Source organism: Kineosporiaceae bacterium, assembly GCA_016713225.1.
Classification (GTDB): domain Bacteria; phylum Actinomycetota; class Actinomycetes; order Actinomycetales; family Kineosporiaceae; genus JADJPO01.
This window is the reverse complement of the sequence record JADJPO010000011.1, coordinates 551,368-578,366: the sequence shown is the minus strand read 5'-3', so window position 1 is coordinate 578,366 and position 26,999 is coordinate 551,368. Positions and strand designations below refer to the sequence as shown.

Sequence of the window (26,999 nt, the reverse complement as noted above, 5' to 3'; positions counted from 1 at the left end):
GCGATGAAGTGGGGCAGACGCGTGCTGGGTTCGTGGGTTCGTCGGGTGGTCGTCGGTGGTGTGGTGGCGGCGGTAGCGGCGTCCGGGCTGGGCGTCGTGGCGGCCTCGCCGGCGGCGGCGATCGCGAGTGGGACGGCATTGCCGACGGTGCAGATCGACGGTGTGGTCTGGTCGCAGGTGATCGTGGGGAACACGGTGTATGCGACCGGGCTGTTCCAGAACGCGCGGCCGGCGGGTTCGGCGCCTGGTCATAACCTGACGCCGCGGTCGAACATCTTGGCCTATGACCTGACCACGGGGGCGTTGAAGGGCAGTTGGGCGCCGTCGTTGAACGGTCAGGGGATGGCGATCACGGCGTCCCCGGATGGTCGTCGGATCTATGTGGGTGGTGATTTCACCCAGGTGAACGGGAAGATCCGTAACCGGTTGGCGGTGTTCAGTGCCGCGACGGGTGAGTTGTTGACGGATTTCCAGCCGGGGGTGAACGGGACCGTTCGGGCGCTGCAGACCATCGGTGACGTGGTCTATGCGGGTGGACTGTTCACCTCGACCGGTGGCAATCCGCGCAACCGGTTGGCGGCGTTCTCGGCCACGAACGGTGCGTTGTTGACGTGGGCGCCGGTTGCGAACCTGGGGGTGCGGTCGCTGCTGGCGTTGCCGGCTCAGAACAAGCTGGTGGTGGGTGGGTCGTTCACGTCTTTGAACGGGGCGTTGAACCCGGGGATGGGTGCGGTGGACGCGGCCTCGGGTGCCACGCTGAGCTGGCCGGCCAACCAGATCATCAACGGCAACGGTGGCTCGGGCAGTAGGGCGATCGTGGGGCTGTCGACCGATGGGTCGAAGGTCTACGGTGGCGGCTTCTCGCAGGCGGCGTACATCCCGGGTCGGTTGGAGGGGTCGTTCGCGGCTGATCTGAACGGGAACCTGGACTGGGTGAACGGGTGTTACGGCGACCAGTACGGCACCTATGCCTCGGGTGGCGTCCTGTATCAGGCCGGTCACGCCCACGACTGTTCCCCGCTGGGTGGGTTCCGGGACGAGCAGGGGGAGAACTACTACAAGCGGGCGTTGTCGGTCACGACAACCCGCGCCCGGACCAACGTGGGGGGAAACTTCAACGGCTACCCGGCGCCGTCGCTGGAGAGTTGGCGACCGCACATGGATTCCGGATTCATCTCGGGGTCGCGGCAGGGGCCGTGGCACATCACCGGTGACGGCCGGTACCTGGTGTTCGGCGGGGAATTCCGCAACGTGAACGGGGTCGGTCAGCAGGGGTTGGTGCGGTTCTACCTGAACGGTGTTCCACCTGGGGTGCCGGCAGCGTCGGATTCCTTCGAACGGCCGGTCGGTCTGGGGTGGGGTCGGGCGGATCTGGGTGGGGCGTGGAGTGGTGGTTCGCCGACGCCGACGAACGTCGCCCTGGGTAAGCCGGCGACGTCAGTGGCGATGTTTCTGCAGTTCCCGGCGTCGAGGGCTGTGGACGGGGATGCCTCCACGGGATGCTGGACGGGGTTTGAGACCAATGCGTGGTGGCAGGTGGATCTGGGTGCGAGTGTGGCGCCGGTCAGGCTGACGTTGAGTTCGACGGAGATGTCGAACTTCACGGTGTTCACGTCGAACTCGGACATGTCGGCGCGGTCGTACACGGACCTGGTGAATGATCCGGCGATGTGGAAGAACACCAAACCGGGGGTGTTGTTGAACGGGACGATCGACATCGATACCGCAGGGCAGAGCTTCCGGTATGTGAAGGTGCAGTTGGCCGGCGCCGGATACGTCCGCATCACCGAGCTGCAGGTCCTGGTGCCGGCGGGCTCGTTGGCGGAGGCCTCGGTCGATGCGGGGTCGGGCAAGATCTGGGTGCCGGCCGGGCAGGCGGGCACGATGCGGTTGGGTGCGGTGAGTCTGGCGGGGACGGATTACACGCAGACGTTCTGGACGGAGTCGATGCCGACCGGTGGTGGCGCGTTTGTGGCGCCCCTGGTGCGTACGACGGCGGCTGGTGACTACCGGGCGCGGGTGTTCATCACGCCGTCCGGTGTGGTGCAGGTGTCCCTGGCCAAGGTGGTGGGCGGTGCCGAGACGGTGCTGGCGGGTCCGACCACGGTGGCGGGGTTGACCTACACGGCCGGGGCGAAGCTGCGGGTGCGGGCGCAGGCGACGGGTGCCTCGCCGTCCACGGTGCGGGTGCGGGTGTGGAGGGGCGCGGCCGAGCCGACCACATGGCAGGCGACGGCGACCGACTCCGCCGCGGGGCTGCAGGCTTCCGGTGCGGTCGGGTTGTGGACCTACACCTCGGGTTCGGCGGTCCGGCCGAGCGTGATCCGGGTGGACGACGTGGTCGTGGGCAGCCGGTAGCGACGTGTGCACCGTGCCGACGCTCCGGTGTCGCTCGCTGTGGCTCAGGGCGTGGTGATCAGGAGGTTGTGGTAGGCGCCGGCGGATAGGGCGATCGGGGTGGCGCCGACCCGTTTCGGGGTGGGGTAGCTCGTGACGTCGTAGGGCTGGCCGAGGGAGCTGGCGCCGCCGTAGCCCCAGCAGTAGAGCTGTGAGGCGGCGACGCCGCAGGTGTGGTGGTAGCCGACGGCGACCAGGGTCCAGGTGGTGCCGGTGCCGACCTGGACGGGGGTGGTCTTGGGGCTGCTGGTGCCGTCGCCGAGTTGGCCGTCGGCGTTGACGCCCCAGCACCAGAGCGTGCCGTCGGTGCGTCCGGCGCAGGTGTGGTTGTCGTTGGTGTCCAGGGTGCCGGGGGTGCTGCTCCAGACGGCGCCGCCGATCTGGTACGGGCTGGTGCGTTGGGTGGTGGTGCCGTCGCCGAGGCGGGATTCGGTGTTGTCGCCCCAGCACCACAGGGTGTGGTCGGTCTTGGTGGCGCAGGTGTGTTTGGAGCCGACGGTGACCTGGCTCCAGGTGGTGCCGCTACCGATCTGAGTGGGGCCGCCGCGGTTGCCGGTGTCACCCAGGCCGAGTTGGCCGGTGCCGTTGAGGCCCCAGCACCACAGGGTGCCGTCGGTGCGGACGGCGCAGGTGTGGCGGGCGGTGGTGGCGGTGCCGTCGTAGTGGGCAGCGACCGAGACCTGGGCCCAGGTGGTGGCGGAGCCGATCTGGGTGGGGGTGGTGCGTTGGGTGGTGTCGCCGGTGCCGAGTTGGCCGCTGGCGTTCTGTCCCCAGCACCACAGGGTGCCGTCGGTGCGGGTGGCGCAGGTGTGGGTGTAGCCGCCGCTGACGCTGGCCCAGGTGGTGGCGACCCCGACCTGCGTGAGTGCCGTCCGGTTGGTGGTGTCGTTCAGGCCGAGTTGGTAGGAGGTGTTCAGGCCCAGGCACCACAGGGTGCCGTTGGCCTTGATCGCGCAGGAGTAGCTGTCGCCGGCGCCGACTGCGGTCCAGGACGGGTCGGACGGCGACCCGATGGTGGTCACCGATTCGTCACTGCCGGAGCCGATCTGGCCGCCGTGGTTGGAACCCCAACACGCCACTCCGCCCACGGCGAGGCTGGCGCAGGTGTGGACGTAGGTGGCGCCGCCGCTCTCGGTCAGGCTGGGGGGAATGGTGGTGCTCCAGGCCGTGCCGGCGGCGATCTGGGTGGGGGAGTACCGGTTGGTGGTGGTGCCGTCGCCGAGCTCGCCCTGCCCGTTGTAGCCCCAGCACCACAGGCTGGCGTCGGTGCGGGTGGCGCAGGTGGCGGAGACACCGGCGCCGACCTGGCTCCAGGTGGTGCCGGGCACCTGGATCGGCGTCGACGAGCCGGTGGTGTTGCCCTGGCCGAGATCGCCGTACGAGCCGCCTCCCCAGCACCACAGGGTGTGGTCGGTGCGGGTGGCGCAGGTGTGGCTCAGGCCCATCACCACTGTTGCCCAGGTAGTGACTGCGCCGATCTGGACGGGGGTGGTGCGGGGGGTGGTGGTGCCGTCGCCGAGCTCGCTGGAGCTGTTGGCACCCCAGCACCACAGGGTGCCGTCGGTGCGGGTGCCGCAGGCGTTCCAGTAGCCCATCTCGACGCCGGCCCACGTGGGGGCGGTGCCGAGCTGGACCGGGCTGGTGCGGTCGGTGGTATCACCCAGACCGAGTTGATAGCTACCGTTCTCGCCCCAGCACCACAGGGTGTGGTCGGTCTTGGTGGCACAGGCCTGGTACCACGAGACGGTGACGGTGTTCCAAGTGGTGCCCGGTACCTGCACCGGGGTGCTGCTGGCAGTGGTGTTACCGACGCCGAGCTGGCCGCTGGAGTTGTCGCCCCAGCACCACAAGGTGCCGTCCGTGCGGGTCGCGCACGCCGAGGCATGACCGGCCGAGACCTGTCGCCAGGTGGTCGCCGACCCCACTTGGCGGGGCATGTAGGACGCTGACCCGCCACCGGTGGTATTGCTGCCCCAGCACCAGAGTTCGCCATTGGCCTTGACCGCGCAGGTGTAGTCGTAACCGGCGCTGCCCTGGGCCATCCCCGGCTCACCCACCAGCCCGGGCAGGGTCATGTCGTGGATGCCCAGCTGGTTGCTGACGTTGTAGCCGAACCCGGTTAGGAACTGTGCCACCTGCGGGGTCACGCTGGCCGAGGACGACGCAGCCCCGGTGCCGGCGGCGTTGGTGGCGGTGACCGTCACGGTGTAGGTGGTGCCGTTGGTCAGGCCGGTGAGGGTGCACGTGGTGGATGGTGCTGTGGCGGTGCAGGTTTGGCCGCCGGGTGAGGCAGTGGCGGTGTAGCTCGTGATGGCAGAGCCGCCCGTGGAGGCGGGGGCGGTCCAGGCGATGTCGGCCTGGGCGTTCAGGGCGGTGGCGCTCACCGCGGTGGGCGCGCCGGGCGGGCCGATCGGCGTGATGCTGTTGGAAGCGGCCGAGGCGGGACCGACCCCGACGCTGTTGGTGGCCGTGACGGTGGCGGCGTAGCTGGTGCCGTTGGTCAGGCCGGTGAGGGTGCAGCTGGTGGACGGTGGTGTGGCGGTGCAGGTTTGACCGCCGGGGGAGGCGGTGGCGGTGTAGCTGGTGATCGCGGCTCCGCCGTCCCAGGACGGCGCGGCCCAGGACACGCTGGCCTGTCCGTTGCCGGCGGTGGCGGTGGGCGTCCCGGGGATACCGGGGGTGATGGTGCTGGCCCACTTGCGGGCGAGGTAGTCCTCGAGGGTGCGGCGCTCGGCGGTGGTGAGGGTGCCGGTGAAGGCGATGATCTCGGGGGTGGTGCCCCACCAGCGGCCGGCGGGGGTGGTGTCGCCGCCGGTGCCGATCCAGAGGTGGTCGGTGCCGGTGGTGAAGGCTCCGTTGGTGGTGACGCCGGTGCCGCCTTGGGCCCAGATGGTGATCGAGGTGCCGGAGGTGAACTCGGCGGCGGCGACGCCTTGGGCCTGGGAGCCGGGCCAGGGGGTGGTGAAGGCCATGGGGTTGCCGTTGACGTCGGCGCCGGTGGCCGACCAGCTCGTGATGCGGCGTTGGGTGGCGGCGGTGGTGCCGCCGTAGGAGAGGGCGGAGATGCCGTTCATGGCGACGCTGGGGTTGACGGCTGCCGACATGATGACGGTGCCGGTGGTGGTGCCGGTGGGCAGCAGGCTCGGATTGGCCGACAGGTAGTCGTTGCTGCCGTCGAAGCTGGGCACGGGGTGTCCGGCGACGGTGCTCAGGACGGGTTGGTAGGTGCCGGGGGCCTGGCTGGCGTGGTTGGTCGAGGCGGACTTGTCCGTCCAGCAGCCGACGGTGGTGGTGGCTTGGGCGCCGGTGCAGGCGGAGGAGGCCAGGATCGTGGCGGGGTCGGCGCCGTCCAGCCAGAGTTTCAGGTTCGCGCCCGACATGATGCCGGCCGGATAGGTGATCACGGAGGTCGAGGTCGAGGCTGCGCTGGTGCCGACGGCGTTGGTGGCGGTGGCGGTGACCGAGTAGGTGACGCCGTCGACCAGGCCGGTCAGGGTGCACGGGCTGGACGCCGCGGTGCAGGTGACACTGCTCTGCCCGCTGGCGGTGGCGGTGGCGGTGTAGGAAGTGATCGCGCTGCCGCCATTGGACGCCGGGGCGGTCCAGGCGACCGATGCCTGCCCGGAGGTCGAGGTGGAGGCGGTGGCGGCCAGGGCGGTGGGGGCGCCGGGCGACCCGGTGGGGGTAACGCTGTTGGAGGTGGCCGATGCGGGGCCGGTGCCGACGCTGTTGGTGGCGGTGACCGTGACCGTGTAGCTGGTGCCGTTGGTGAGGCCGGCGATGCTGCAGGAGGTCGCAGCCGTGGTGCACGAGGCGCCGCCGGGGCTGGCGGTGGCGGTGTAGGACGTGATCGCGGCTCCCCCGTCCCCGCTGGGCGCCGTCCAGGACACGGTCGCGGCGCCGTCCCCGGCGGTCGCGGTCGGCGTGCCGGGGATCCCGGGGGCGAGGGTCTGGGACCACTTGCGGGCCAGGTACTCCTCGACCTGACGGCGTTGGGTGGCGGTGACTGCCTGGTTCAGGATGATGATCTCGCCGATGTCGCCGTCCAGCGGCATGGTGTAGCTGAGCAAGCTGTCGTAGACGGCTCCGATGCGCAGGTTGTTGCCGAAACTTCGCCAGGCAGGTTGGGACCAGCTCACCGACGCGGGGGAGCGCCCGTTGGCGGAAGCGTCCTGAGTCAGCGTTCCGGCCGAGGACGTCGAGGTGGCGGACATCACGGCGGTGCCGGTGGACGCCTGATTGGTGGAGTACATGACGTTGTCGGTGCCGAAACCGCTGACGTACAGGCTGGTGGTGGTGGGGTAGCCCGCGACCATGAGACCGGAGTGCTGGCCCGGCCAGCCAGCGATCATGCCCCCGATGTTCGTGGAGTTGTCCAGGGTGGTACGCGGGGTCACCATCGCGAAGATCGATCGGTCGTTCGAGCCGAGCGCGCCGACTCCGACATCGGTGATGGCGTAGCGGTCGAGGGTGGCCTTGTTGAAGCGGATGGCGTTGTGGCCGTTGATGGCTGACGGAGTCAGGGTGGGTTGGGTGGCACCGGCGATGGCGTGCCAGGCGGTGGTGGCGCGGTTCTTCCAGCAGCCGACGCCGTTGCCGACCGGGGTGTTCGACCCCAGGCAGTCGGAGGAGTCCGACAACGTGGTGGCATCGGCGGCGTCGAGCCAGACCTTGGTGGCTGCGGCGGTCATGACGCTCGCCGGGTAGGTGGTCACGGTCGTCGAGGCGGACACCGGGCTGGTGCCGGCGCTGTTGGTGGCGGTGACGCTGACCGTGTAGGTGAGGCCGTCGACCAGGCCGGTCAGGGTGCAGGGGCTGGACGCCGCGGTGCAGGTGACGTCGGATTCGCCACTCGCGGTGGCGGTTGCGGTGTAGCCGGTGATGGTGGCGCCGCCGGTGGAGGCCGGCGCGGTCCAGGTGACGGCGGCCTCGCCGCTGGTGGTGGTGCTGGCGGTGGCGGTGACCGAGGTGGGTACGCCGGGCGCCGCGGCGCTGGGAGCGGCCGTGGTAGTGGCTGCGGATCCGGTGCCGATGGCGTTGGTCGCGGTGACGGTGACGGTGTAGGTGGTACCTCCGGTCAAGCCGGTGATGGTACAGCCGGTGGTCGCGGTGGTGCAGGAATTGCCCCCGGGGCTGGCGGTGGCGGTGTAACTGGTGACGGCGGACCCGCCGTCCCAGGTGGGGGGTGACCAGGTCAGGTCGATCTGGCCGCTGCCCGTGGCGGAGACCAGGGCCGTGGGGGCGCCGGGGGCGATGGCCTGGGACCACTTGCGGGCCAGGTATTCATCGACCTGACGGCGCTGGCTGGTGGTCACGGCTGTGTTGAGGATGATCAGTTCACCGATGTCGCCGTCCAGGGGGTTGGCGTAGGACTGGATGGTGTCGAACGCCGAGCCGATGCGCAGGTTGTCGGTGTAGCTGAGCCAAGGCGTGCTGGCGGTGCCTGTGACCGGGGTGCGGGCATTGGCGGAGAGGTCCTGGGTAAGGGTGCCGCCCGAGGTGGCCGAGATGGCTGAGGACAGGATCGGAGCAGGAGCGGTGGTCGCGGCGCTGAAGGCGGTGGCGCCGATGGCTGACGCCTGGATGCCGGTAATGGTGGGCGTGCCGGTACAGCAGCCCGGGTGGAAACCGGGCCAGATGGCTGTGGCGCCCCAGGCGTCGGTGGCGCCGCCCAGGGTGGTGCGTCCGGCGGTGACGGCGAAGACCGATCGATCGGCTGAGCCGAGGGCGCCGACGCCGGCGTCGGTGATGGCGTAGCGGTCGGGGTGGGTGCGGTCGAAGCGGATGGCGTTGTGGCCGTTGAGGATGGCGGCGGTCAGCACCGGCTTGTTGCTGCCGGCGATGGCGTGCCAGGCGGTGGTGGCGCGGTTCTTCCAGCAGCCGATGCCGGTGCCGGAGGTGGCGTTGCTTCCACTGCAGTCGGTGGCGGCGGACAGGGTGGTGGGGTCGAGGGCGTCGAGCCAGACCTTGGTCGCCGAGCCGGTCATGACGGCGGCGGGGTAGGGGATGGCCGTGGTGGTGCCGGCGGTGCTGGTGCCGTTGGCGTTGGTGGCGGTGACCGAGACGGTGTAGGTCACACCGTTGGTCAGGCCGGTGAAGGTACAGGTGCGGGCGGCGGGCACGGTGACGGTGCAGCTGGTCGAGGACGGCGTGGTGGTGGCGGTGTAGGAGGTGACCGCTGAACCCTGGTCGTTCGGGGCGGTCCACGTGGCGGTGGCCTGGGTGTCGCCGGGGGTGGCGGTCACCACGGGTGGGTCGGGGACGCCGGTGCAGGGGCACTGGCGGTGATGGTGGCGGTCGAGGTCCAGGTGCCGTAGCGGATGAGGACCTGCGGGGTGAGGGCGGTCGTGGGGACGGTGATGGTGGTGCTGGTGCCGCTGACGGCGGTGGCGTAGCTGGTGACGCCGTCGGTGATGTCGTAGGTCGCTCCACCGCGCACGCCGGATGCGGGGGTCCAGCTGACCTGGCAGGTGGTGGGCGTCGTCCGGGTGGTGGTGACTGCCGTGGGGATCCAGGCGTCCAGCTGAGCGGCACTCAGTGCCGTGCCGCCGTTGGAGGTCTGCGCGGTGAAGGCGCTCTGGGTATGAGAGGAGGAGGTGCCGACAGACCGACCAACAGCAGACCGGTGGCGAGCACGAGCAGGCGTCGCTGACGCTCGCGCAATGTCGGCCGGAGCACGCGCCGTCCGCCATGCCGTTGGTCTGATCGCCCTCCCACACCCTCTTGTCGACTCCGAGACGAGGGTGATGGATCATCGTCACTCGATCAGCCCAGCGGCTTGTGCACGGATTGCCTGATCACCGAGGGCGGCGGCCTCGGCGGGCTCCTGGTAGTCGCCGACCACGTAACTGCCCAGGTGATCGGCCGATGGACTGAACACCCGGCCCCGTTGCGCCGGGCGAGAGCGTCGACGAATCGGGCCAGGCGCGGGTCCTCACCGAGCATGAACACGTTGATCGCCGCGCCGTAGCGGGTCAGCGCGTCGACCTCGGCCACCGTCGCCCGGATCGTGGCCCGCGCCGGCGGATAGGTGAACAGTGCCTGACCGCCGTCGGCCAGGTGGGCGGTGGGCTCGCCATCGGTGACCACGAGGACGACGCTCTCGCCGTCCGGGTGCCGGCGCAGGTGCCGTCCGGCCAGGTGCAGGGCGTGGTGCAGGTTGGTTCCCTGCACGTAGTCCGGCTCGATGCCGGCCAGCTCGATCGTGGACAGCGGTGCCGCGTACCGACCGAACCCGATGATCTGCAACGCATCCTGCGGAAAGCGCGTCGCCACCAGGTGCGCCAGCGCCAGCGCGGTCTGCTTCATCGGACCCCATCGGTCCTCGATCGCCATCGAGAACGACAGATCGACGCACAGCGCCACGGTGGCGCTGGCCCGGCGCTCGGTCTGGATCACCTCGAAGTCGTTCACCTGTAGCCGGACGCGGCCTGGCGCCGACGCTGTGTCTGCCGACGGCGTACGCGGGGTGGGAAGTCCACCCCGGCGCAGCGCATTGCCGACGGTGCGCACCACGTCGAGCGGCTGACTGTCGCCGAACTCCCAGGCCCGCGTTGCGCCCGTCGCCTCACCGGCGGCGCCGGCGTCCCGCTGATCGTGATCACCGCGCCCCCCGGCGTCCAGGTGGGCGAACACCTGGCGCAGCGCAGTCTGACCGAGCCGACGCAGCGCCTTGGGGGTCAGGTGCACCCCGTCGGCGCCGCCGGTCAGCCAACCCTGGTCGAGCAACTCGCGCTCGAGCTGTTGCAGCGCCCGAACATCCTGTGCCGCAGTCGATCCGAGAGAGCGCTCGACCTGTTCGACGTCGATGTCGTCCAGCGTCGCGCCAGGGCGGTCCTGGCCGAGGGCGTCGATCAGGTCGTCCAGGTCGGCCAGTTCGGCCAGTGCCTCGGTGGCCTCGCCGTAGCCGAGCGGGTTGCTGCCGCGTGAGGGCTCGGAGCCGCTCCAGCCCAGATCGGGGCGTAGCGCTCGCAGTGCATCGGTGAGGGCGGCCAGCTGTGCGGCCAGCTCGCCGTCCCCCAGGGCCTGGGCCATCAGCCCGGCGAGTTCCTCGCGCTGCTGGGGCGACATCGAGTTCAGCAGCCGCTGGCCGGCGGCGGCCTGCCGGGCCAACGCGTCGATCAGCTCGTCGACGTTCTGCGGGTTGTCCGGGAACATCTCGCCGTGCCGGTTCATGAACTCGGCGAAGTCCTCGGTGGTGTCCTCACCGCGAGAGTGCTTGTCCAGCAAGGCATTCAGGTCGCGCAGCATCTCGGCCACCCGCGCCATCGAGGCATTGCCCTGCTCTGATCCCAGGTTCTGCAGCGCGTCCCGCAGGCCGCGGAACTGCGAGTCGATGACGTCGCCCCGCAGCTCGTCGAGGATCTCGCGGTAGAGCTGTTCGGCGCGCGGTGAGCTCCAGCGGTAGTCGCTCAACTCGCGGACGGCGGCCGCGGTCGATCGGGGCAGCGCGTCGAGCCGGGATTGGGCGAACGCGGCCTCCATCGCCTGCGCCTCGTCCGTGGCACTGATCGCACGGTTCTCGAGTTCCTCGCGCTCAGCGGCCAGGGCCTGGTCGAGCAGGGCCGCAGCCTTGGTGAGCGCGCCGTCCCAACGGCCCCCGCCGAGCGGTCTCGCGCCGCTGTCGCGCAGCCCGGGCGCGCAGGTCGTCCAGGCCCTGCCGGCGGCCCGCCTCGTCCGGCACCCCTCGCCGCAGCAGGTCGCGCAACGCCTCGCTCAGGCCCTCACCGGCCAGCACCCGTTCGCCGAGGGCGTCCAGCGCGTGCCGGACGTCGAACGGCGGCGCCAGTGGGTCCGGTCCGCCCCGCCAGGGGCCGTAGCGATGTCGGCGGGGCATGGGTCGGCGGGGCATGGTCAGTCCCGCCCGTGGTCGCCGTCGGACGATCCGCCGTAGACCACGCGGCCGTCGTCCAGGGTGTCCTTGGCCAGCCGCCGGGTCAGGTGCAGCCCTTCGAGGGCGAACTCCAGCGCGCTGGCGGCTCGGGCGGGGGTGGGCTCGGCGTCCATGCCGAGGCGCGTCAGGAGCGCGCCCAGGGCGGGCACCCGTTCGAACTGGCCGAGCAGTTCGGTGGAGCGGACGCCGTCCCCGGCCAGGATGGCGTTCTCGGCGGCGACGGCGACCAGCTCGGTCAGGTCCAGCCCACCGAGCCGACGCCGCCAGACCTCGGCGGTGGCGCGCCGCAGCAGGTGGTCGAGCAGCTCCAGCTCGCGGCCCTCGCCGTCCGCCTCGAACTCGACCTTGCCGCGCAACGTGGCGGTGATGGTCTCGGTGTCGCCGACGCGAGCCACCGGGGGATCCGTCTCGCCGAGCAGGGCATGACGGCGCAGCGCCGCGGCCGCCACCGTCTCGGCGCCGGCGATCGCGAACCGGGCCGACACCCCCGAGCGGCCATCGACCGACGGAGATTCGCGTACCGCCCGGGTGAAGACGGCGAGCACCTCGATCAGGTGGTCCGGCACCTCGGCGGCCAGGGCTGCCTCCTGGCGCACCAGGGCGACCTCGCCGTCGAGTTCCAGCGGGTAGTGAGTGCGCACCTCGGCGCCGAAGCGGTCCTTGAGCGGGGTGATGATGCGGCCGCGGTTGGTGTAGTCCTCGGGATTGGCGCTGGCGACGAGCAGCAGGTCGAGCGGCAGCCGCACCACGTACCCGCGCACCTGGACGTCGCGTTCCTCGAGCACGTTGAGCAGGCCCACCTGGATCCGTTCGGCCAGGTCGGGCAATTCGTTGACGGCGAAGATGCCGCGGTGCATGCGGGGCACCAGGCCGAAGTGGATCGTCTCCGGGTCGCCCAGGGTGCGCCCCTCGGCCACCTTGATCGGGTCGACGTCACCGATCAGGTCGCCGATGCTGGTGTCCGGGGTGGCGAGCTTCTCGGCGTACCGGTCGTCGCGGTGCACCCAGCGGATCTCGAGCTCCTCACCCCGTTCGGCCGCCCGACGACGGGTGGCCGGGGTGATCGGGTCGTAGGGGTGCTCGTGCAGTTCGGCGCCGGCGATCACCGGGGTCCATTCGTCCAGCAGGCCGACCAGGGTGCGGATCAGCCGAGTCTTGCCCTGGCCCCGCTCGCCCAACAGCACCACGTCGTGGCCGGCCAGTAGTGCGCGCTCCAGGTCGGGCAGCACGGTGTCGTCGAAGCCCACCACCCCGGGGAAGCGCACCGAGCCCGCCCGCATCGCGTGCAGCAGGTTCTGCCGGATCTCGTCCTTGACGCTGCGGTGCACATGGCCGGAGGCGCGCAACGCGCCGACGGTGGTGGGCAGACCCGCTGGTGGCCGGCCGGGCGGCTGAGGTGTCGTCACCACCTGACCGTACGTTGCCCCGCTGATGGATGCACCCCCCGGATCGGCGACGCGGGCGGCTCAGCCGTCGAGGGCGAGCGTGAACGGCAGCACCTCGGGTGCACCCGCCTCGCGCAGCACCGCGGCAGCGACGGTCAGCGTCCAGCGGGACGACGCGAGGTCGTCGACCAGCAGTACCGGCCCGTCGAGGCCGGCCAGGGCCTCGGCCATGGCCGAGCCGACCGCGAGCCGCCCCCACACGCCGGCCAGCCGGAAGGCGCTGTTGCCACCGGGCTCACCCGTCGGGCCGCCGTCCACCGGGTCGAGGGTGCCCAGGTAGGTCAGCCGTCCCACCCCGGCCAGGCCTCGGGCCACCCCCGTGACCAGCTGGGGGCGTCGCCGCGAAGGGACGGCGACCACAGCGGAGGGCCGAGCCTGCCAGTCCCAGCCCTTGAGCACCTCGATGGTGGCCTCGGCCAGCCACGAGGGGGGAGCGGCGTCCGGCTCGTCGAGCAGCCGGCGCACCCGTTGCCCCCAGCCCAGATCGCTCAGCCGGGCGAGCGTGCGGCCGACGGTCATCGCCGACTCCGCGGGGATCTTGCCTCGCACCGGGACGCCGAGCCGGTCCATGCCGGTCGGCCACATTGCCCGTGGCTCCAGCTCGACCCCGACGCGATCGAGCCGCTGCCGCGCGATCTGTGTTGCCGCTGTGGGGATTTCGGAGTCGTACCACGACCCGGCGCAGACGTCGCACCGGCCGCAGTCGGCGGCGGTCTCGTCGTCCAGAGCCTGTTGCAGGAAGCGCATCCGGCATGCCGAACCCGACTGGTAGTCGAGCATCAGCCCCTGCTCGCGCTCGCGGGCGGCGGTCAGCCGGGCGTAGCGATCTTCGTCGTAGGTCCACTCGGCGCCGGTGGCGACCCAGCCGCCGCTGACCCGTTGCACCGCCCCGTCGACGTCGAGCACCTTGAGCAGCAGCTCGAGCCGGGTGCGCCGGACGTCGACGGCACTCTCGAGAGCGGCGGTCGACAGGGCCTTGGACGAGCCGGCCAGAGTCTCGATCACGGCCGCCGCCTGGTGTCTGCGAGGCATGGACGCCGAGGCGAAGTAGGACCAGATGTCGCGGTCCTCACTGCCGGGCAGCAGCAGCACGTCGGCCCGCTCGGTGGCGCGTCCGGCGCGTCCCACCTGCTGGTAGTACGCCACGGGGGAGGAGGGCGCCCCCAGGTGGAGCACGAACCCGAGGTCGGGTTTGTCGAAACCCATGCCGAGGGCACTGGTGGCGACCAGGGCCTTGACCTCGTTGCGCAGCAACGACTGTTCCAGCTGCTCGCGCTGCTGGGGGTCGGTGCGGCCGGTGTAGGCCTGCACGGCATGACCGGCCTCGCGCAGCGCCGCCGCGACGTCCTCGGCCGCGCTCACCGTGAGCGTGTAGACGATGCCGCTACCCGGCAGGTCGCCGAGGTGGGCCAACAGCCAGGCGAGCCGCTGTTCCGGGGTGGTGATGGGCAGGACGCCGAGCCGCAGGCTGTCGCGGGCCAGCCCACCGCGCAGCGTGGTCACCGCGCGCCCCCCGGCGCCCAGCTGCTCGGCGACATCGGTGACCACCCGGGCATTCGCGGTCGCGGTGGTGGCCAGCACCGGGGTGTTGTCGGGCAGCGTGGTCAGCAGGTCGCGGATGCGCCGGTAGTCGGGGCGGAAGTCGTGCCCCCAGTCGCTGATGCAGTGCGCCTCGTCGACGACGAGGAGGCCGCAGCGTCGCGCCAGATCGGGCAGTTGCTCGTCACGGAAGCGCGGGTTGTTCAAGCGTTCCGGGCTCACCAGCAGCACATCGACGGCGTCGGCGGCCAGTGCCTCGCGCACCGCGCCCCACTCCTCGGCGTTGGCCGAGTTCATCGACATCGCGCGCACCCCGGCCCGCCCGGCGGCGGCGATCTGATCGCGCATCAGGGCCAGCAGCGGCGAGACGATCAGTGTCGGCCCGGCCCCGGCGTCCCGCAGTAGTCGGGTGGCGACGAAGTACACCGCCGACTTGCCCCAGCCGGTGCGCTGCACCACCAGCACCCGTTGGCGGCCGTGCACCAGGGCGGTGATGGCCTCGAGCTGCCCGTCCCGGAAGTCGATGGACTCCGCGCCGTCCGCAGCGCCGGCCGCGCCGCCGACCAGCGTGCGCAGGGCGTGCCGGGCGGCGTCCGCGAGCTGGGTCGCGGGGATTGTCGGAGGTGCAGGGGTTGCCATGACCTCAGGCTAGGTGAGCCCACCGACAGGGACGCAGGCCAGAATCCATGATCCGCGATGCCGCCGGGCGAGTGCGGTCACTTCGGGTCGAAGGCAGCGTTGTCATCCGCCGGAACTGACCGCAGTCCGGTTTGAAGTGACCGCACAGGGTCAGAAGTGACCGCACAGGGTCAGAGTGACCGCACAGGGTCAGAAGTGACCGCACAGGGCGGGAAGTGACCGCACAGGGTCAGAAGTGACCGCACGCCACCAGGAGCGACCGCGCGCTACCCCGGACGGCGTGCCGACACGGCACGCCGCGCGCTCAGGGCAGGGAGATGACTGTGACCAGCTCTCGCGCGGCTCGGGCTGTGCGCGGGTCGGACGCGCGCTGCGCCATGGTCAGGTGGTGGGTGAGGGTCGCCCGGGCGGCGTCGTCCGCAGCGTAGGAGGTAGCGGCGTCCTCGATCTCGCTGCGGGTGTCGGCGCCGGCGTTCTCGAAACCGCCGAGCAGGAACATCACCCCGAGCGGGTCGTTGCGGCGCAGCAACGCCAGCGCGGTCTCACCGGCGGTGGTCGGGTCGATCAACAGGCGCATGGTGGCCAGTGCGGCCCGGTCGTTCTCCAGCTGGTCGACGACGGCGTCTACGTCACTCATCTCGGTGTCCCTTGTCTCGGTGCTCCGCGATGAGGGGTTCTCGTCCCGGCGATGGATCGGCGTGCTCGGCGTGATCGGTGCGATCGGAGTCCGTCAGGCGCAGGCGCTCTGTCGGTTGCCGGGTGACCTCGGCGATCAACTCGAAGTCCTTGTCGACGTGCAGCACGGTCAGGCCGGACAGCTCGGCGATGGCGGCGATCAGAAGGTCAGGAACGGAAGGCGCTCGATGCTGGCCACGCTGGGCGAGTAGGCCCTGAACGTGAACGGCGCGTTGCTCGGCGGCGGGGGTGAGATGGGCGACCGGCATGAGCATGAGCGGCGGACCCTCGGTGCGATGAACCCACTCGGCGGAGGATCGTGCCGAGAACCCCACCTCGAGAATCGTGGCCGTCGCCACGTGCACCAGCCCTCGTTGGACCCGGGCCACCCACTCAGGGGTGTCCGCGTTGGTCGACAGCCGCGCCAACGCGGACTTGTCGATGAGCCAGGTGGGTGAGGTCACGACCAGGCGCCACGCATCACGTCGTCGTCGGCGAGATCGGCGAATTTGTCGAAGTCTGCGGCGGTGATCTCGGACGTGACGCGATGGGCGGCTTGCTGCAGATGCCGCAGCAAGAACTCGTTGCGCGACAGGCCGGCGCGCGCGGCCAATTCGTCGAGCCGGGCGAGGTCGTCCTCGTCGATGTTGCGGATGAGCACGTTGGCCATGGCCACCTCCCGAACGGGCCGAACAGGGCCGGCACCACGGGCCTGGAGCCGACGAGCCCTGCCCAACCGTGATGATATCGCATGATAGCGCCCTAGGGTCGGGTGTTCATGAGGGCGGCGCAGGAGGCGATGCGGCCAGCGGATCGGCTATTGGTCGGGCCGCTGCTGCGACACGTCGACGCCGCCCGCGCGACGATCTGGGTCGAGACCGACCGGCCCTACCGGGTCGACGTCCGCACGCCCGACGGCTCGGCCTCGGCGCACGAGACCACCTGGTCGGTGCACGGCCACCACTACGCCCTCGTCGTGCTGCGCGGGCTGGCCCCCGGCTCGGTCACTGAGTACCAGGTGTTGCTGGACGACGAACCGGTCTGGCCCGATCCCGCAAACGGCCTCCCCGCCAGCGTGATCCGCACTCCGGACGGTGGCGACGTCGTCCGGCTGACGTTCGGCAGTTGTCGCCAGAGCGCCCCCCTGGACGACGCCGGCCTGCGCCGGTTCGGCCCGGATGCACTGGTCGCGCTCGCCGAGCACCTGGCGGCCTCACCGCACCCCGAGTGGCCCGATCTGTTGCTGCTGAACGGCGACCAGATCTACGCCGACGAACCCTCGGACGCCGTCCGGGCACGGCTCCGCGAACGGGAACGGCCCGACCCCGAGATGGCCGAGGAGATCGCCGATTTCGAGGAGTACACCTGGCTCTATCACGAGACCTGGACCGAGCCCGCCGTGCGATGGCTGCTCTCGACCGTGCCGAGCGTGATGATGCTCGACGACCACGATCTGCGCGATGACTGGAACACCTCGCTCGCCTGGCGTGAGCAGGTCACCTCGCGCCCCTGGTGGCGGGATCGAGTGGTCGGGGGGCTGGGCTCGTACTGGGTCTATCAACACCTCGGCAACCTGTCGCCGGAGGAGCTGGACGACAACGAGCTGTACCGCCTGGTGCGGACCGAGCCGGACGACGCGGTGCGCTCGAACCGGTTGGACGAGTTCGCGTTCGGTGCCGACGCCGATCCGCCGAGCGCCCGCTGGAGCGTGGTGCGCGACCTGGGCTCCGCGGTCCGGCTGATCGTGGTCGACACCCGGTGCTCGCGTTCGCTCGATCCCGATCGCCGCGCCATCGTGGACGACGTCGAGTGGGCCTGGTTCCGCGATCGGGTGCTGGAGCGGCGGCTCGACCACCTGCTGGTCGGCTCGACCCTGCCGGTGCTGCTGCCGCCCGGGATCCATCATCTGGAGGGCTGGGACGAGGCGGTGGCCGGTGGCGCCTGGGGGCGCCGCGCCGTCCGGATCGCCGAGAACCTACGCCAGCTCATGGATCTCGAACACTGGGCATCGTTCCGGCTCAGCCTGCATCGGTTGTGCGACCTGCTCGGCGAGGTCGCGGGGGCACGCCGCGACCCGGCAGCTGAACCGCCGGCGAGCGTGCTGTTCCTGTCGGGTGACATTCACAGCTCGTACGTGGCGAGGGCGACCATGCCGGGGGTGGACCCGCAGCGCACCGCGTTGGTGCAGTTGACGATGTCGCCTCTGCGCAACCCGCTCGGCCGGCTGATGCGGCTGGCCACCAGGACCCTGAGTGGCCGCCTGGCGGCCAGGTTAACGCGCCGGGCGGCGCGTGCCGCCGGGGTCGAGGACGTGCCGCTGCGATGGCGCCTCGATCGGGGAGCCTGGTTCGACAACGGGGTGATGACCGTGGTGCTCGAGGGCCGGCAGGCGCGGGTCGAGGTGCGACACGCGGGCCTGGTGGAGGGTCGTCACGTGCTGCGTCCCACCTGGCAGGGCGGCCTCACGCCGTCACCCCGCGGTTAGGCTGATCACATGAATTGGTCCGCCACGGCGATTTGGTGGCACTTGTACCCGCTGCGTTTCGTCGGCGGCGAGCAGCGCGCCGAGGACCTGCCCGGCGGGCACGTGCAGCATCGGTTGGGCCGGATCGTGAACTGGCTCGACTACGTGGTCGAGTTGGGGTGCAACGGCCTGATCCTGGCGCCGATGTTCGCGTCGGTCTCGCACGGCTATGACACCCTCGACCACTTTCGGATCGACCCCCGGTTGGGCGACGACGCCGATGTCGACGACCTGGTGGCCCAGGCGCGAGCGAGAGGGCTGCGGCTGGTGTTGGACGGCGTGTTCAACCACCTTGCCGCCGACCACGACATCGTGCAGCGGGCCTGGCTGGCCGGGCCCGACACGGACGACGGCCGCTGGCTGCGCTGGGAGGGCGAGCACCCGCGGGTGTTCGAGGGCAACTTCGATCTGGTCGAGCTCGATCTGAGCCACCCGCCGGTGGCCGACTACGTCGTCGAGGTGATGTGCCACTGGCTGGCGCGGGGCATCGACGGATGGCGGCTGGATGCCGCGTACGCGCCGGGGGCGCAGGCCTGGTCGTCCATCACTCGACGGGTCAAGGAACGCTTTCCCGAGTGCTGGTTGCTCGGTGAGGTGATTCACGGCGACTACCCCGAGTTCGTGGCGACCTCGGGGGTCGACTCCGTGACGCAATACGAACTGTGGCACGGGATCTGGCACTCGATGAACGACAAGAACCTGTTCGAGTTGGAACATTCCCTGACCCGCCACGCCGAGTTCTGTGAGACGTTCCGGCCGCAGACCTTCATCGGCAATCACGACGTCACCCGCATCGCCACCAAGCTCTACGACATCCGCCACCTGCCGATCGCCGTGGCGTTGCTGATGCTGTTGCCCGGCATCCCGTCCATCTACGCCGGCGACGAGCAGGCCTTCGATGCGCGCAAGCTGAAGCGACCCCACGGGGACGACGCGGTGCGCCCGCCGTTCCCTGAGTCCCCGGACGACCTGCTGCCCTTCGGGGCGGAGGCCCTCGAACTGCACCAGCGCCTGATCGGCCTGCGCCGCAACCACCCCTGGTTGGTGGACGCCACCCTCGCCGTCCGCGAGGTCACGAACACGACCATGGTCATCGACCTGACCGCCCAGGGCTCCGCTGCCGCCGACCCCGCACACCGCCTGACCCTGGCCCTGAACATCGGCGACGACCCCTTCACCGTGGCCACCCCCGCCGCCGACCCCACCGGCGGCGAGCGGACCGACGACGACCCCAACGGAGACGACCCGCTCACCGTCGCCCCCCACTCCTGGGCCACAACCCCTCGGTGATCATGCAATCCGTGCACGTTTGTGACCGAGTGGATGATGCCGCGCCCACGATCGCGCCGGACGCCATGGCGAGCGGTAACGGCGCAGCAGGTTGCAGGCAGCGTGAAGTGCATGCAAAGTGAAGGCATGGGCATCATTCAGATCCGTGACGTCCCCGACGACGTCCAGGCGGAACTCGTGCGTCGTGCCAAGGCATCCCAGCAGTCGCTGCAGCAGTACATGCGCAACTTGGTGATCGCCCAGACGCGGCGGCCTGACATCTCGCAGATCTGGGCTCGCGTAGAGGAGCGCGTCGAGCGTGAGGGCACCCGGTACGAACAGGCCGACGCCGTGGACGACGTCCGTCAGTTGCGGGCCGAGGATCGGTGGGCGTGACGCTCGTCGCGGACACCTCGGCCATGTTGCCGGCGCTGATCGACGATGGACCCGCCGGCCGCGCCGCTCGCCGGGCGCTCGGCGATGACACGATCATCGCTCCGGCGCTCTTGGACGTGGAGGTCGCTTCGGCACTTCGCGGCCGAGTGTTGGGCGGGCGGCTGGACGCCGAGTCGGCTCGGCAGGCTCTCGCAGACCTGGCCGCCTTGCCGCTCGAGCGCTTCGACGCTGTCCCCCTGCTCGCGCGGATCTGGGAGCTGCGCAACAACCTCACGGCTTATGACGCCACCTACGTCGCCCTGGCGGAGGTGTTCGATGCCGTCGTGGTCACGGCCGATGAGCGACTGGCGGCGAGCACCGGGCCTCGGTGTCGGTTCCGTATCGTGACCGGTGGCAATTGATCACTACGCCTGGCAGCTCAGCCCCGTCGAGTGGATCGGGCAGTACCCGGCCGGGTTCTTGTGCAGGTACTGCTGGTGATAGTCCTCGGCGTAGTAGAACGGCCCGGCCTCGGCCGACGACCGCGCGTCGGTGGTGATCTCGCCGTACCCGGCCTTCGCCAAGGTTGCCCCGAACGCCGCGCGGGTGGCGGCATACGCCGCGGCCTGGTCTGGTGTCGTCCAGTAGAACGCCGAGCGGTACTGGGTGCCGATGTCGTTGCCCTGACGGTTCAGCTGGGTCGGGTCGTGCGACTCCCAGAACACGGCGAGCAGGTCACGCACGCTCACTCGTTGTGGGTCGAAGGCGACCATCACCGTCTCGGTGTGCCCGGTCTGACCGGTGCAGGTCTCCTCGTAGGTGGGGTTCGGCGTGAAGCCACCCATGTAGCCGGCCGCCGTGGTCACCACCCCGGGGATCTGCCAGTACTCCTTCTCGGCCCCCCAGAAACACCCCAGGCCGAGGTAGACGACCTCGGTGCCCTCGGGCCACGGCCCCTCGAGCGGTGTTCCGAGGACGGCGTGCGTCGCCGGCACCGGGAACGGACGGTTGTCGCGACCCGGCAGAGCGTGCTGACGGTCGACCATGCGTGAACGTCCCAGACCGAACATGCCGTCGATCGTCTCAAACCCCGGACTCGAACGCTCGTCGGACGCCGCGCTCGTCGGACGCCGCGCCACCGGCTGTGCGACAGTTCGCCGGTGCGCCTGACCCTCCTCGACCGCCTGCCGCCCCTCGACCGTCCCGCCCGCCGGCTGACCCAGCTCTACGTCGGCCTGTTCCTGTTCGGGGTGTCGATGGCGTTCTTCGTGCGCGCCCGGCTCGGCGTGATGCCGTGGGACGTGCTGCACCAGGGCATCGTGCGGGTGCTCGACCGGTTCGGCGTGCACACCACCCTCGGCCAGATGACCGTCGCGGTCGGCATCGCGGTGCTGCTGCTCTGGATCCCGCTGCGGCAACGCCCAGGCCTGGGCACGATCAGCAATGCCCTGGTGATCGGCGTGGTGGTCGATCTGGTCTTGCCGTGGGTGCCGCAACCGGAACCCCTCGCCGTCCGGATCGGCTATGTGATCTTCGCGTTGCTGCTCAATGCCGTCGCCTCGGGGGCCTACATCGGGGCGCGCCTCGGCCCCGGCCCGCGCGACGGCCTGATGACCGGCCTGTGCGACCGCACCGGGTGGCCGGTGCGCTGGGTGCGGATGGCGATCGAGGTCGCCGTGGTGGCCACGGGATGGTTGATGGGCGGCAACTTCGGCCCGGGCACGATCCTCTACGCGATCGGCATCGGCCCGTTGGTTCACCCGCTGCTGCCGCGCCTCACCGTGGCACCCACCCCTGAGCCCACGGCGGCACCGAGCGCCGAGGACGCCACGGCCCGCGCCAACTCGGCGTTCTCGGACAACAGCGCCAAATGAGCGTTGGTCTGCTCGGCGCTGGTCAGGTTGCCCCAGTGGCCGAACAGCGCGGCCGCCTCGGCGTCCAGGCCCACCCGGCCGAACCCCTGGTGGATCTCGAGCGTCGCCGAGGCGCGATCGCCGAGAGACTGGTGCACGGTGCGCAGGATCTCGGCCAGCCCCGCCGGCCCGAACATCGGCTCGAGTGACCGGCGTCCGTCGACCTCGAACGGCACCGCCAGCCGCCCCAGGAACCCGAAGTGATCGGCCAGGCCGTCGACCAGCGGGTGCCCGTCGTGTAGGTGCAGGTGAACCCGGGTGCCGTCGGTGGCCACCGATCGGATCAGCCGGGTCACCGCGCCCGTCGCCTGCGCCGTCGCCGCGCGCACGTCGTCCAGCAGGTCGGGGAGGCGTGCGTCGGTACCGGTGAGCGCGATCAGGTCCACGTCCAGGTCCGGACGCCGCGCGGCGAAGGCCCAGCGCGCCGCCCGGACGCCGACGTGTCCGGTGTCGACACACACCCCGACCCGGCCGCTGCTCGCCAGCCGCCGAGCCAGGGTGGTGAACTCGTCGAACCGGTTGCCGGCGGCGTACTCCAGGAACAGCCAGGCGTCGCCGAACCGGGCCAGCTCGGCCGAGAGCACCTCGCCCGCGCGGGCCAGCTCGGGCAGCCGGGCGGGCATGTGGCGCCGATCATGGACGACGAAGCCCGCCACCCGGTCGCCGGCGTGACGCACCATCGTGCGCACCATCCGCACCGCGCCGTCGTCCAGCAGGTCGAGGTGGCGGGGCAGGTGCACCAGCGGGCGCCGGTCCGGCGAGCCCGGCGAGGGCACGAACGCCAACTCGTGATCCATCCCACTCGGCGAGTCGGCGTAGATCTCGGCCGCCAGGCCACTCTGGGCGAAGCGCAACCGGCACAGCTCCAGCAGGGCGTCGTCGCCGGGGACGCGGCGATGGAACAGCCCGTGCAGGTTCCTCACGGCAATCGGAACACGTGCAGCGACTGATCCTTCGCCCGAACGCGTTGCGGTTGTTCGTGTTTCGCTCGGTCCGAGGCGATCACCACCGTGTTCGCGCTGAGCCATGAAACCCCCTCGGCCGTGCCGTAGACGACGCGACCCCGATCATCAGGGGGCAACCGACAGGTCCTCCCCTGGTCCATGATGTCCCAGTTGTCCGGCGACAGATACCCCGTCCAGAGCACGCCCGAACATTGGGAGAGCACCGCGATCCGGTTGCCGTGCACGCTGATCCCGCTGTAGTCGACCGCGGCCAGGCTCGCGGGCAGGTCGATGGTGGCGACGTGCCGCCAGCTCTCGTCGTCCTGCGGGGTGAACACGTGGATCCGGCCGCCGCCGCCTCGCCGACCGAGCGCCCCGTCCGCGCCGTGATTGCCCTCGGTCAGGGCCAGCAGGTACTCGGCGCCACCCCGGCGCAGATGGCTGATGCCCTCGATGCCCTTGTTCTCACTGGGCAGGTCGAGATCCAACCACCGGGTGCGCACCGGGTGCACGTCGGCGTCGAACTCCCAGACCCGGGCCATCCACACCTCGGGGTAGCGCTCCTGCGCCTCGATGACGGTGAAGAACCGGCCGGTGGCGACGTCGAGCGCCAGATCCTCGAAGCCCTGCGACTCACTCGGGTGGTGCACCACCGTGGCTTGGGGATCGGGCACCGGCAGTGCGGCGTCGACGCGCACCAGGTGAGGCATGTTGTCGAAGACCACCCACAGCCCCTGCGCCGTGGTCAGGACGCCGCTGGCCTCCAGCCGGTCGGTGCCGAGTCGGTCGATCAACCGCCGACCGAGCACGTCGGCCAGCTTGGCCTCGCGCACCAGGACGAGGACGTCGCGCGCACCGGACATGACGACGAGTCTGCCCGAGATCAGAGGGTCTTCAGCTGATCTCGCGCCCGGTCGTGGCGCATCAGCACGTAGTGGCGGATGCCGTTGATGAACCGGTCCGGGCGAGCGACCTCCCACTGCAGGACGACGTGGCGGTAGACCTCGTCGTTGCTGAACAGCCGGCCCGTGAACGGCGCCCCGTACGGGGTGTCGGACTCGGCGTAGGCGGAGGTGGCCACCCGCGGCCAGAGCCGGGCCAGCTCGGCGTCGATGCTCGCCGGGGCCAGCGTGGTGTCGAGCAGTTGCTCGACCTGCTCGAGGTAGTACCGACGGAAGTCGCCGTGGCGCAACAGGTTGGTCACCAGGGGGATCCGGCTGCGCCCTGCCGGGCCGGGAGAGGTCGAGTTGAACCGGCGGTAGGCCTCGGTGTTGGCGGGCCAGTCCAGCAGGTCGGTGTCCTGCCAGCGGGTCCCGAAGTAGTCGATGCCGAAGGAGTTGTCGTAGTCCCACGGGATGAACCGGAAGAACGGCTCGCCGATCACGTCGCGGGAGCCCGGCGTCCGGGTCGTGTTGTAGAGGTAGTAGTTGCCCGGCGTGGCGAAGTAGTTGTCCCACGCGCCGAGCAGCACGTTCACCGCCGCCCAGCGCAGGAAGGGCTGGACGTCGAAGATCGCCCGAACCCGGTCGGCGAAGGCGTCGGTGGCGAACCGCTCCTCGCCACCGGGCAGGCCGATCCCGTTCACGGTGCGCACCAGGGCGGCCAGGTCGTCGAAGCTCTCGGCGTCGGGCGCCTTGGAGAACGATCGCAGCCGGTAGGTGGCCTCGGATTCCAGGCTCGACCCCGCTGCTCCGGCGGTCTCGGGGGGCGTCTGGTACTGCCGGCCGCTGTCGTCTCCGTCGCTGCCGACGCGGTACTCCAGGGTGCCGCAGCCGATGGCACCGCAACCGACCTTGAACAGGTTGCCCCGCACCTTGCCCTCGACATGGCGTGCCAGCATCGCCTTGTCCACCTGCTCGATCACCGAGAACAGGCCCAGGTAGCGGCCGTTGATGCCGAACCGGGCGAAGGTGTGTTGCGAGGCCGTCACCCCCGCCGAGGCGAACAGCCGCCAGGCCAGTGCCTCTCGCAGCTGCGAGGGGTCGTTGACCATCGACTTCATGTTCAGGCACGTCATGCCGGCGATCTCGCCCTCCGGGCCGGGGCCTTGATCGAGCTCGGCCTTCCACGACCGCTTGGGTGCGTTCAGGGTTCGGTTACCGCTGTTGCGCAGTGAGAAATCGCCGGTACGCAAGAGCGAGGATGCGGGGTCGAGCGGCGGCAGCGGGCGGGCGTCGTCCGGGGCGATCGGTGCCACGGTCAGCTCGGCGCCGGGCGGGGCGAGGGCCGGCTCCTGGTACGCCTGCGGCGGGTAGATCTTCTCGGTCGGCCAGTTGCGCACATCGACGGCGTACATCGGCCGGTCGAAGAAGGTGCCTTGGGGATCGTCGGGCGCGGGGCTCATCGAAACTCCAAGATCGTGGATCGACGCAGTCGTGGATCGACGGGAGCAGAGAACTCGACGCTGAGCACCTGTGAGTGTGGTTCCTGCAGGGGCCGTGAGCAACCCTCGACGGCCCCCGCAGGCGTTCGCGGGCGGTGCGCATCTTCCCCGGGGAGCTGGTCTGGACGAGGCCGGGCGGCGACCCGGCCTCACCCTCCCCTCCGGCAGAACCCCGGGGAAGAACGGGCGGACCTGCTGCCGCTGCTCCCTCCGAGCAGCGGCGACATACGGACAGAGGCGGTCGGAGCGCTGGTTGATACGTCGACGGCGAAACTGCGCAGCCCCGCGGGGCCACCACGCGGGATGGATCGGTCGGCACCCGAACCGGCCGGTGGTCTTCGTACACTGACGCCCGTGAGCGCAGCGCCGGGGTGGTACCCCGACCCACAGGGCGGATACGGACAGCTGAGGTATTGGGACGGCACCTCCTGGACGTCGCACACCACCATGGCGCTCGCCTCGCAACCACCGACCCCCCAACCGCCCCAGCCGACACCGGCCCCGCCACAGCCGTGGAGCCCCGGGCAGGGGACCACCCTGCCCTTGGACCCCGGGGACGCCGCCGGCCCGCCGTCCCCACCGGTGCCGCCGCACAGTTCCTGGACGCAGGGGGCCGGCCCCACGGCGGGTGGCTTCGACCCGCACGCCCTGATGACGCCGAAGCGGCGGATCGGGCCGATCGTCGCGGGGGTGGCCGGCCTGTTGGCCCTGGTGGTGGGCGTGGCCTGGATCTTCGGCTCGAGGGACACCGCGCCGTCCGCCGGGCAGTCACCGGCCGGTGTGCCGTCCGTGGCGGCCTCGCCCAAGGCGGCGCCGACCGGCGGGTCGGGCGCCTCCGAGAAGCCGGCCCCGACGATCGGCGGCATCTCGTGCGAGGCCATCGCCCCCACCACCGCGGCGACGCAGACCGCCGGCCGGGTCAGCGCCGGCGGCTTGTCCTACCCCCTGCCCGGCGCCCCCTGGCCCGAGCCGGTGACCAGCGACTTCGCGTTCCCCCTGGTGGCCTCGGGCGCGGTGCAGATGGTCAAGGTGGCCGACTACGGCACGGCCGGCTGGGCTGCCGGTCTGGTGATCGCCGAACTGCGCCAGGACCCGAAGATCACCTCGGTGGAGCAGGCCGCCAAGGGGGCGGCCGCGTGCCTGGTCGCCACGCAGTACACCGTGGCCACGTTCAGCGAGAAGCGCACCCGGGACGAGGCCACCACCGTCGATGGGGCGTCGGCCTGGACGATCGAGTCGACCATCACGTTGGCCGACCCCGATCTGGAGGTCACCAGCGAACACATGACCCTGGTGACGGTCGAGACCAAGCCCGGTCGCTACGCCATGTTCTGGAGCTCGATCCCGGCGACCACCCCGGACTACACCGCGGTGGCCGACGCCTGCCGCAAGGGACTAAAGGTCGGTTGATGCCCGACGGGCCGTTGTGACTACAGACACACAGGCCCTCGACACGCTAGCCTCCCCGACACAGCCCCGCCCGTCGAGGAGGACCACCTCATGACCGACGTGTTGAGCAGCACCCCGGTCGACCAGCTACGGGCACGGCTGGACGACCCCGAGGTCGCCGCGTCGTTGAACGCCCTGCTCGACAACGTTGGCGCGCTCGCCGTGATGGCCACGATGGCCAACGGGTTCCTGGAGCGCGGCGACACCATCACCGAGAACGTGGTCGGCATGGTCCACGAGGTGCGAGGCGCTGCAGGTCACGGCCCCGGGTACCTGGTGGAGCCGGCCCGCAAGCTGGTCGAGGAGGCGCCGGCCATCGCCGACGCGGCCACCGCGCTGATCGAGTCGGGCATGTTCAGCCGCGAGGTGGTCGGCCTGCTGGGGCGCTTCGCCAACGCCGCCGTCGAGGGGGTGCGTGTCGCCGAGGCACAGAACACCAGCCTGGACGGCGTGCGCGCGACCTTCCGGGCGCTGCGTGACCCCGATGTCGCCCGAGGGTTGGGCATGCTGGTCGAAGTGGCCCGCGCCATCGGCAAGACCCTCTGACGCGCCGC

Annotated in this window: 18 protein-coding genes and 2 pseudogenes; 8 read left to right on the top strand and 12 right to left on the bottom strand. The window is 70.8% G+C overall.

Going from position 1 to position 26,999, the window contains the following annotated elements; genetic code table 11:
- Nucleotides 1-3 precede the first annotated feature (3 nt).
- Nucleotides 4-2,358: a hypothetical protein gene (locus tag IPK24_25380; GenBank protein MBK8078784.1), complete on the top strand. Its 2,355-nt coding sequence runs from the start codon at nt 4-6 to the stop codon at nt 2,356-2,358.
- 44 nt (nt 2,359-2,402) lie between these two features.
- Here the strand turns inward: IPK24_25380 and IPK24_25375 are convergent, their stop codons facing one another.
- The 8 genes and pseudogenes from IPK24_25375 to IPK24_25340 all read right to left on the bottom strand — a co-directional run bounded on the left by IPK24_25375 (nt 2,403) and on the right by IPK24_25340 (nt 16,258).
- On the bottom strand, nt 2,403-8,642 hold the full coding sequence (locus IPK24_25375) for a fibronectin type III domain-containing protein (GenBank protein ID MBK8078783.1): 6,240 nt from the start codon (nt 8,640-8,642) through the stop codon (nt 2,403-2,405).
- A complete protein-coding gene (locus tag IPK24_25370; protein ID MBK8078782.1) occupies nt 8,639-8,836 on the bottom strand; it encodes a hypothetical protein in 198 nt (65 codons plus the stop codon). Before IPK24_25370 ends, IPK24_25375 begins: the two co-directional genes overlap by 4 nt.
- A 358-nt stretch (nt 8,837-9,194) precedes the next feature.
- Nucleotides 9,195-11,233, bottom strand: a pseudogene (locus IPK24_25365) (hypothetical protein).
- 17 nt (nt 11,234-11,250) lie between these two features.
- Nucleotides 11,251-12,699, bottom strand: a complete 1,449-nt coding sequence (locus IPK24_25360; protein MBK8078781.1) for a magnesium chelatase — start codon at nt 12,697-12,699, stop codon at nt 11,251-11,253.
- A 57-nt stretch (nt 12,700-12,756) separates the two neighbouring features.
- On the bottom strand, nt 12,757-14,913 hold the full coding sequence (locus IPK24_25355; protein ID MBK8078780.1) for an ATP-dependent DNA helicase RecQ: 2,157 nt from the start codon (nt 14,911-14,913) through the stop codon (nt 12,757-12,759).
- 304 nt (nt 14,914-15,217) lie between these two features.
- Entirely contained in the window at nt 15,218-15,550 is a 333-nt protein-coding gene (locus tag IPK24_25350; GenBank protein ID MBK8078779.1) for a hypothetical protein, read from the bottom strand.
- Between the two features lie 94 nt (nt 15,551-15,644).
- A pseudogene (locus tag IPK24_25345) lies at nt 15,645-16,058 on the bottom strand (PIN domain nuclease).
- Nucleotides 16,049-16,258, bottom strand: coding sequence for a ribbon-helix-helix protein, CopG family (locus tag IPK24_25340; protein ID MBK8078778.1), 210 nt, complete (start codon nt 16,256-16,258; stop codon nt 16,049-16,051). The pseudogene IPK24_25345 and the gene IPK24_25340 overlap by 10 nt, the downstream one beginning before the upstream one ends.
- 129 nt (nt 16,259-16,387) lie before the next feature.
- Between IPK24_25340 and IPK24_25335 the strand changes: the two genes are divergently transcribed.
- The 4 genes from IPK24_25335 (at nt 16,388) to IPK24_25320 (ending at nt 20,178) form a co-directional block, all read left to right on the top strand.
- Nucleotides 16,388-18,073, top strand: a complete 1,686-nt coding sequence (locus IPK24_25335; protein ID MBK8078777.1) for an alkaline phosphatase family protein — start codon at nt 16,388-16,390, stop codon at nt 18,071-18,073.
- A 9-nt stretch (nt 18,074-18,082) separates the two neighbouring features.
- Nucleotides 18,083-19,402: a DUF3459 domain-containing protein gene (locus IPK24_25330; protein MBK8078776.1), complete on the top strand. Its 1,320-nt coding sequence runs from the start codon at nt 18,083-18,085 to the stop codon at nt 19,400-19,402.
- A 126-nt stretch (nt 19,403-19,528) separates the two neighbouring features.
- Complete coding sequence (locus tag IPK24_25325; GenBank protein ID MBK8078775.1) at nt 19,529-19,777, top strand: hypothetical protein; 249 nt, start codon at nt 19,529-19,531, stop codon at nt 19,775-19,777.
- Between the two features lie 23 nt (nt 19,778-19,800).
- Nucleotides 19,801-20,178, top strand: a complete 378-nt coding sequence (locus IPK24_25320) for a type II toxin-antitoxin system VapC family toxin (GenBank protein MBK8078774.1) — start codon at nt 19,801-19,803, stop codon at nt 20,176-20,178.
- 3 nt (nt 20,179-20,181) lie between these two features.
- Here the strand turns inward: IPK24_25320 and msrA are convergent, their stop codons facing one another.
- A complete protein-coding gene (gene msrA, locus IPK24_25315; GenBank protein MBK8078773.1) occupies nt 20,182-20,802 on the bottom strand; it encodes a peptide-methionine (S)-S-oxide reductase MsrA in 621 nt (206 codons plus the stop codon).
- Nucleotides 20,803-20,940: 138 nt separating this feature from the next.
- Here msrA and IPK24_25310 point away from each other — a divergent pair, with 138 nt between their 5' ends.
- A complete protein-coding gene (locus IPK24_25310; protein ID MBK8078772.1) occupies nt 20,941-21,630 on the top strand; it encodes a hypothetical protein in 690 nt (229 codons plus the stop codon).
- Here the strand turns inward: IPK24_25310 and IPK24_25305 are convergent.
- The 3 genes from IPK24_25305 to IPK24_25295 are packed head-to-tail and all read right to left on the bottom strand — an operon-like array spanning nt 21,513 to nt 24,957.
- Nucleotides 21,513-22,592 carry a hypothetical protein gene (locus tag IPK24_25305; protein ID MBK8078771.1) on the bottom strand — a complete coding sequence of 360 codons (1,080 nt, stop codon included), beginning with the start codon at nt 22,590-22,592 and terminating at the stop codon, nt 21,513-21,515. The two genes, IPK24_25310 and IPK24_25305, sit on opposite strands and share 118 nt — an antisense overlap.
- Entirely contained in the window at nt 22,589-23,476 is an 888-nt protein-coding gene (locus IPK24_25300) for a hypothetical protein (protein MBK8078770.1), read from the bottom strand. Before IPK24_25300 ends, IPK24_25305 begins: the two co-directional genes overlap by 4 nt.
- Before the next feature lie 20 nt (nt 23,477-23,496).
- Nucleotides 23,497-24,957 (bottom strand): CotH kinase family protein, encoded by a 1,461-nt coding sequence (locus IPK24_25295; GenBank protein ID MBK8078769.1) that lies wholly within the window; start codon nt 24,955-24,957, stop codon nt 23,497-23,499.
- Nucleotides 24,958-25,350: 393 nt separating this feature from the next.
- On the opposite strand from IPK24_25295, the gene IPK24_25290 reads away from it, so the two are divergent.
- Together IPK24_25290 and IPK24_25285 are read left to right on the top strand one after the other, a co-directional pair.
- Nucleotides 25,351-26,406, top strand: a complete 1,056-nt coding sequence (locus IPK24_25290; GenBank protein ID MBK8078768.1) for a DUF2510 domain-containing protein — start codon at nt 25,351-25,353, stop codon at nt 26,404-26,406.
- Between the two features lie 90 nt (nt 26,407-26,496).
- A complete protein-coding gene (locus IPK24_25285; protein ID MBK8078767.1) occupies nt 26,497-26,991 on the top strand; it encodes a DUF1641 domain-containing protein in 495 nt (164 codons plus the stop codon).
- Nucleotides 26,992-26,999 lie beyond the last annotated feature (8 nt).

Coding starts and splice junctions, on each gene's coding strand:
- IPK24_25380 (MBK8078784.1), top strand. CDS start 4: ATGAAGTGGGGCAGACGCGTGCTGGGTTCGTGGGTTCGTCGGGTGGTC.
- IPK24_25355 (MBK8078780.1), bottom strand. CDS start 14,913: ATGGCAACCCCTGCACCTCCGACAATCCCCGCGACCCAGCTCGCGGAC.
- IPK24_25350 (MBK8078779.1), bottom strand. CDS start 15,550: ATGAGTGACGTAGACGCCGTCGTCGACCAGCTGGAGAACGACCGGGCC.
- IPK24_25340 (MBK8078778.1), bottom strand. CDS start 16,258: ATGGCCAACGTGCTCATCCGCAACATCGACGAGGACGACCTCGCCCGG.
- IPK24_25335 (MBK8078777.1), top strand. CDS start 16,388: ATGCGGCCAGCGGATCGGCTATTGGTCGGGCCGCTGCTGCGACACGTC.
- IPK24_25330 (MBK8078776.1), top strand. CDS start 18,083: ATGAATTGGTCCGCCACGGCGATTTGGTGGCACTTGTACCCGCTGCGT.
- IPK24_25325 (MBK8078775.1), top strand. CDS start 19,529: ATGGGCATCATTCAGATCCGTGACGTCCCCGACGACGTCCAGGCGGAA.
- IPK24_25320 (MBK8078774.1), top strand. CDS start 19,801: ATGTTGCCGGCGCTGATCGACGATGGACCCGCCGGCCGCGCCGCTCGC.
- msrA (MBK8078773.1), bottom strand. CDS start 20,802: ATGGTCGACCGTCAGCACGCTCTGCCGGGTCGCGACAACCGTCCGTTC.
- IPK24_25300 (MBK8078770.1), bottom strand. CDS start 23,476: ATGTCCGGTGCGCGCGACGTCCTCGTCCTGGTGCGCGAGGCCAAGCTG.
- IPK24_25295 (MBK8078769.1), bottom strand. CDS start 24,957: ATGAGCCCCGCGCCCGACGATCCCCAAGGCACCTTCTTCGACCGGCCG.
- IPK24_25285 (MBK8078767.1), top strand. CDS start 26,497: ATGACCGACGTGTTGAGCAGCACCCCGGTCGACCAGCTACGGGCACGG.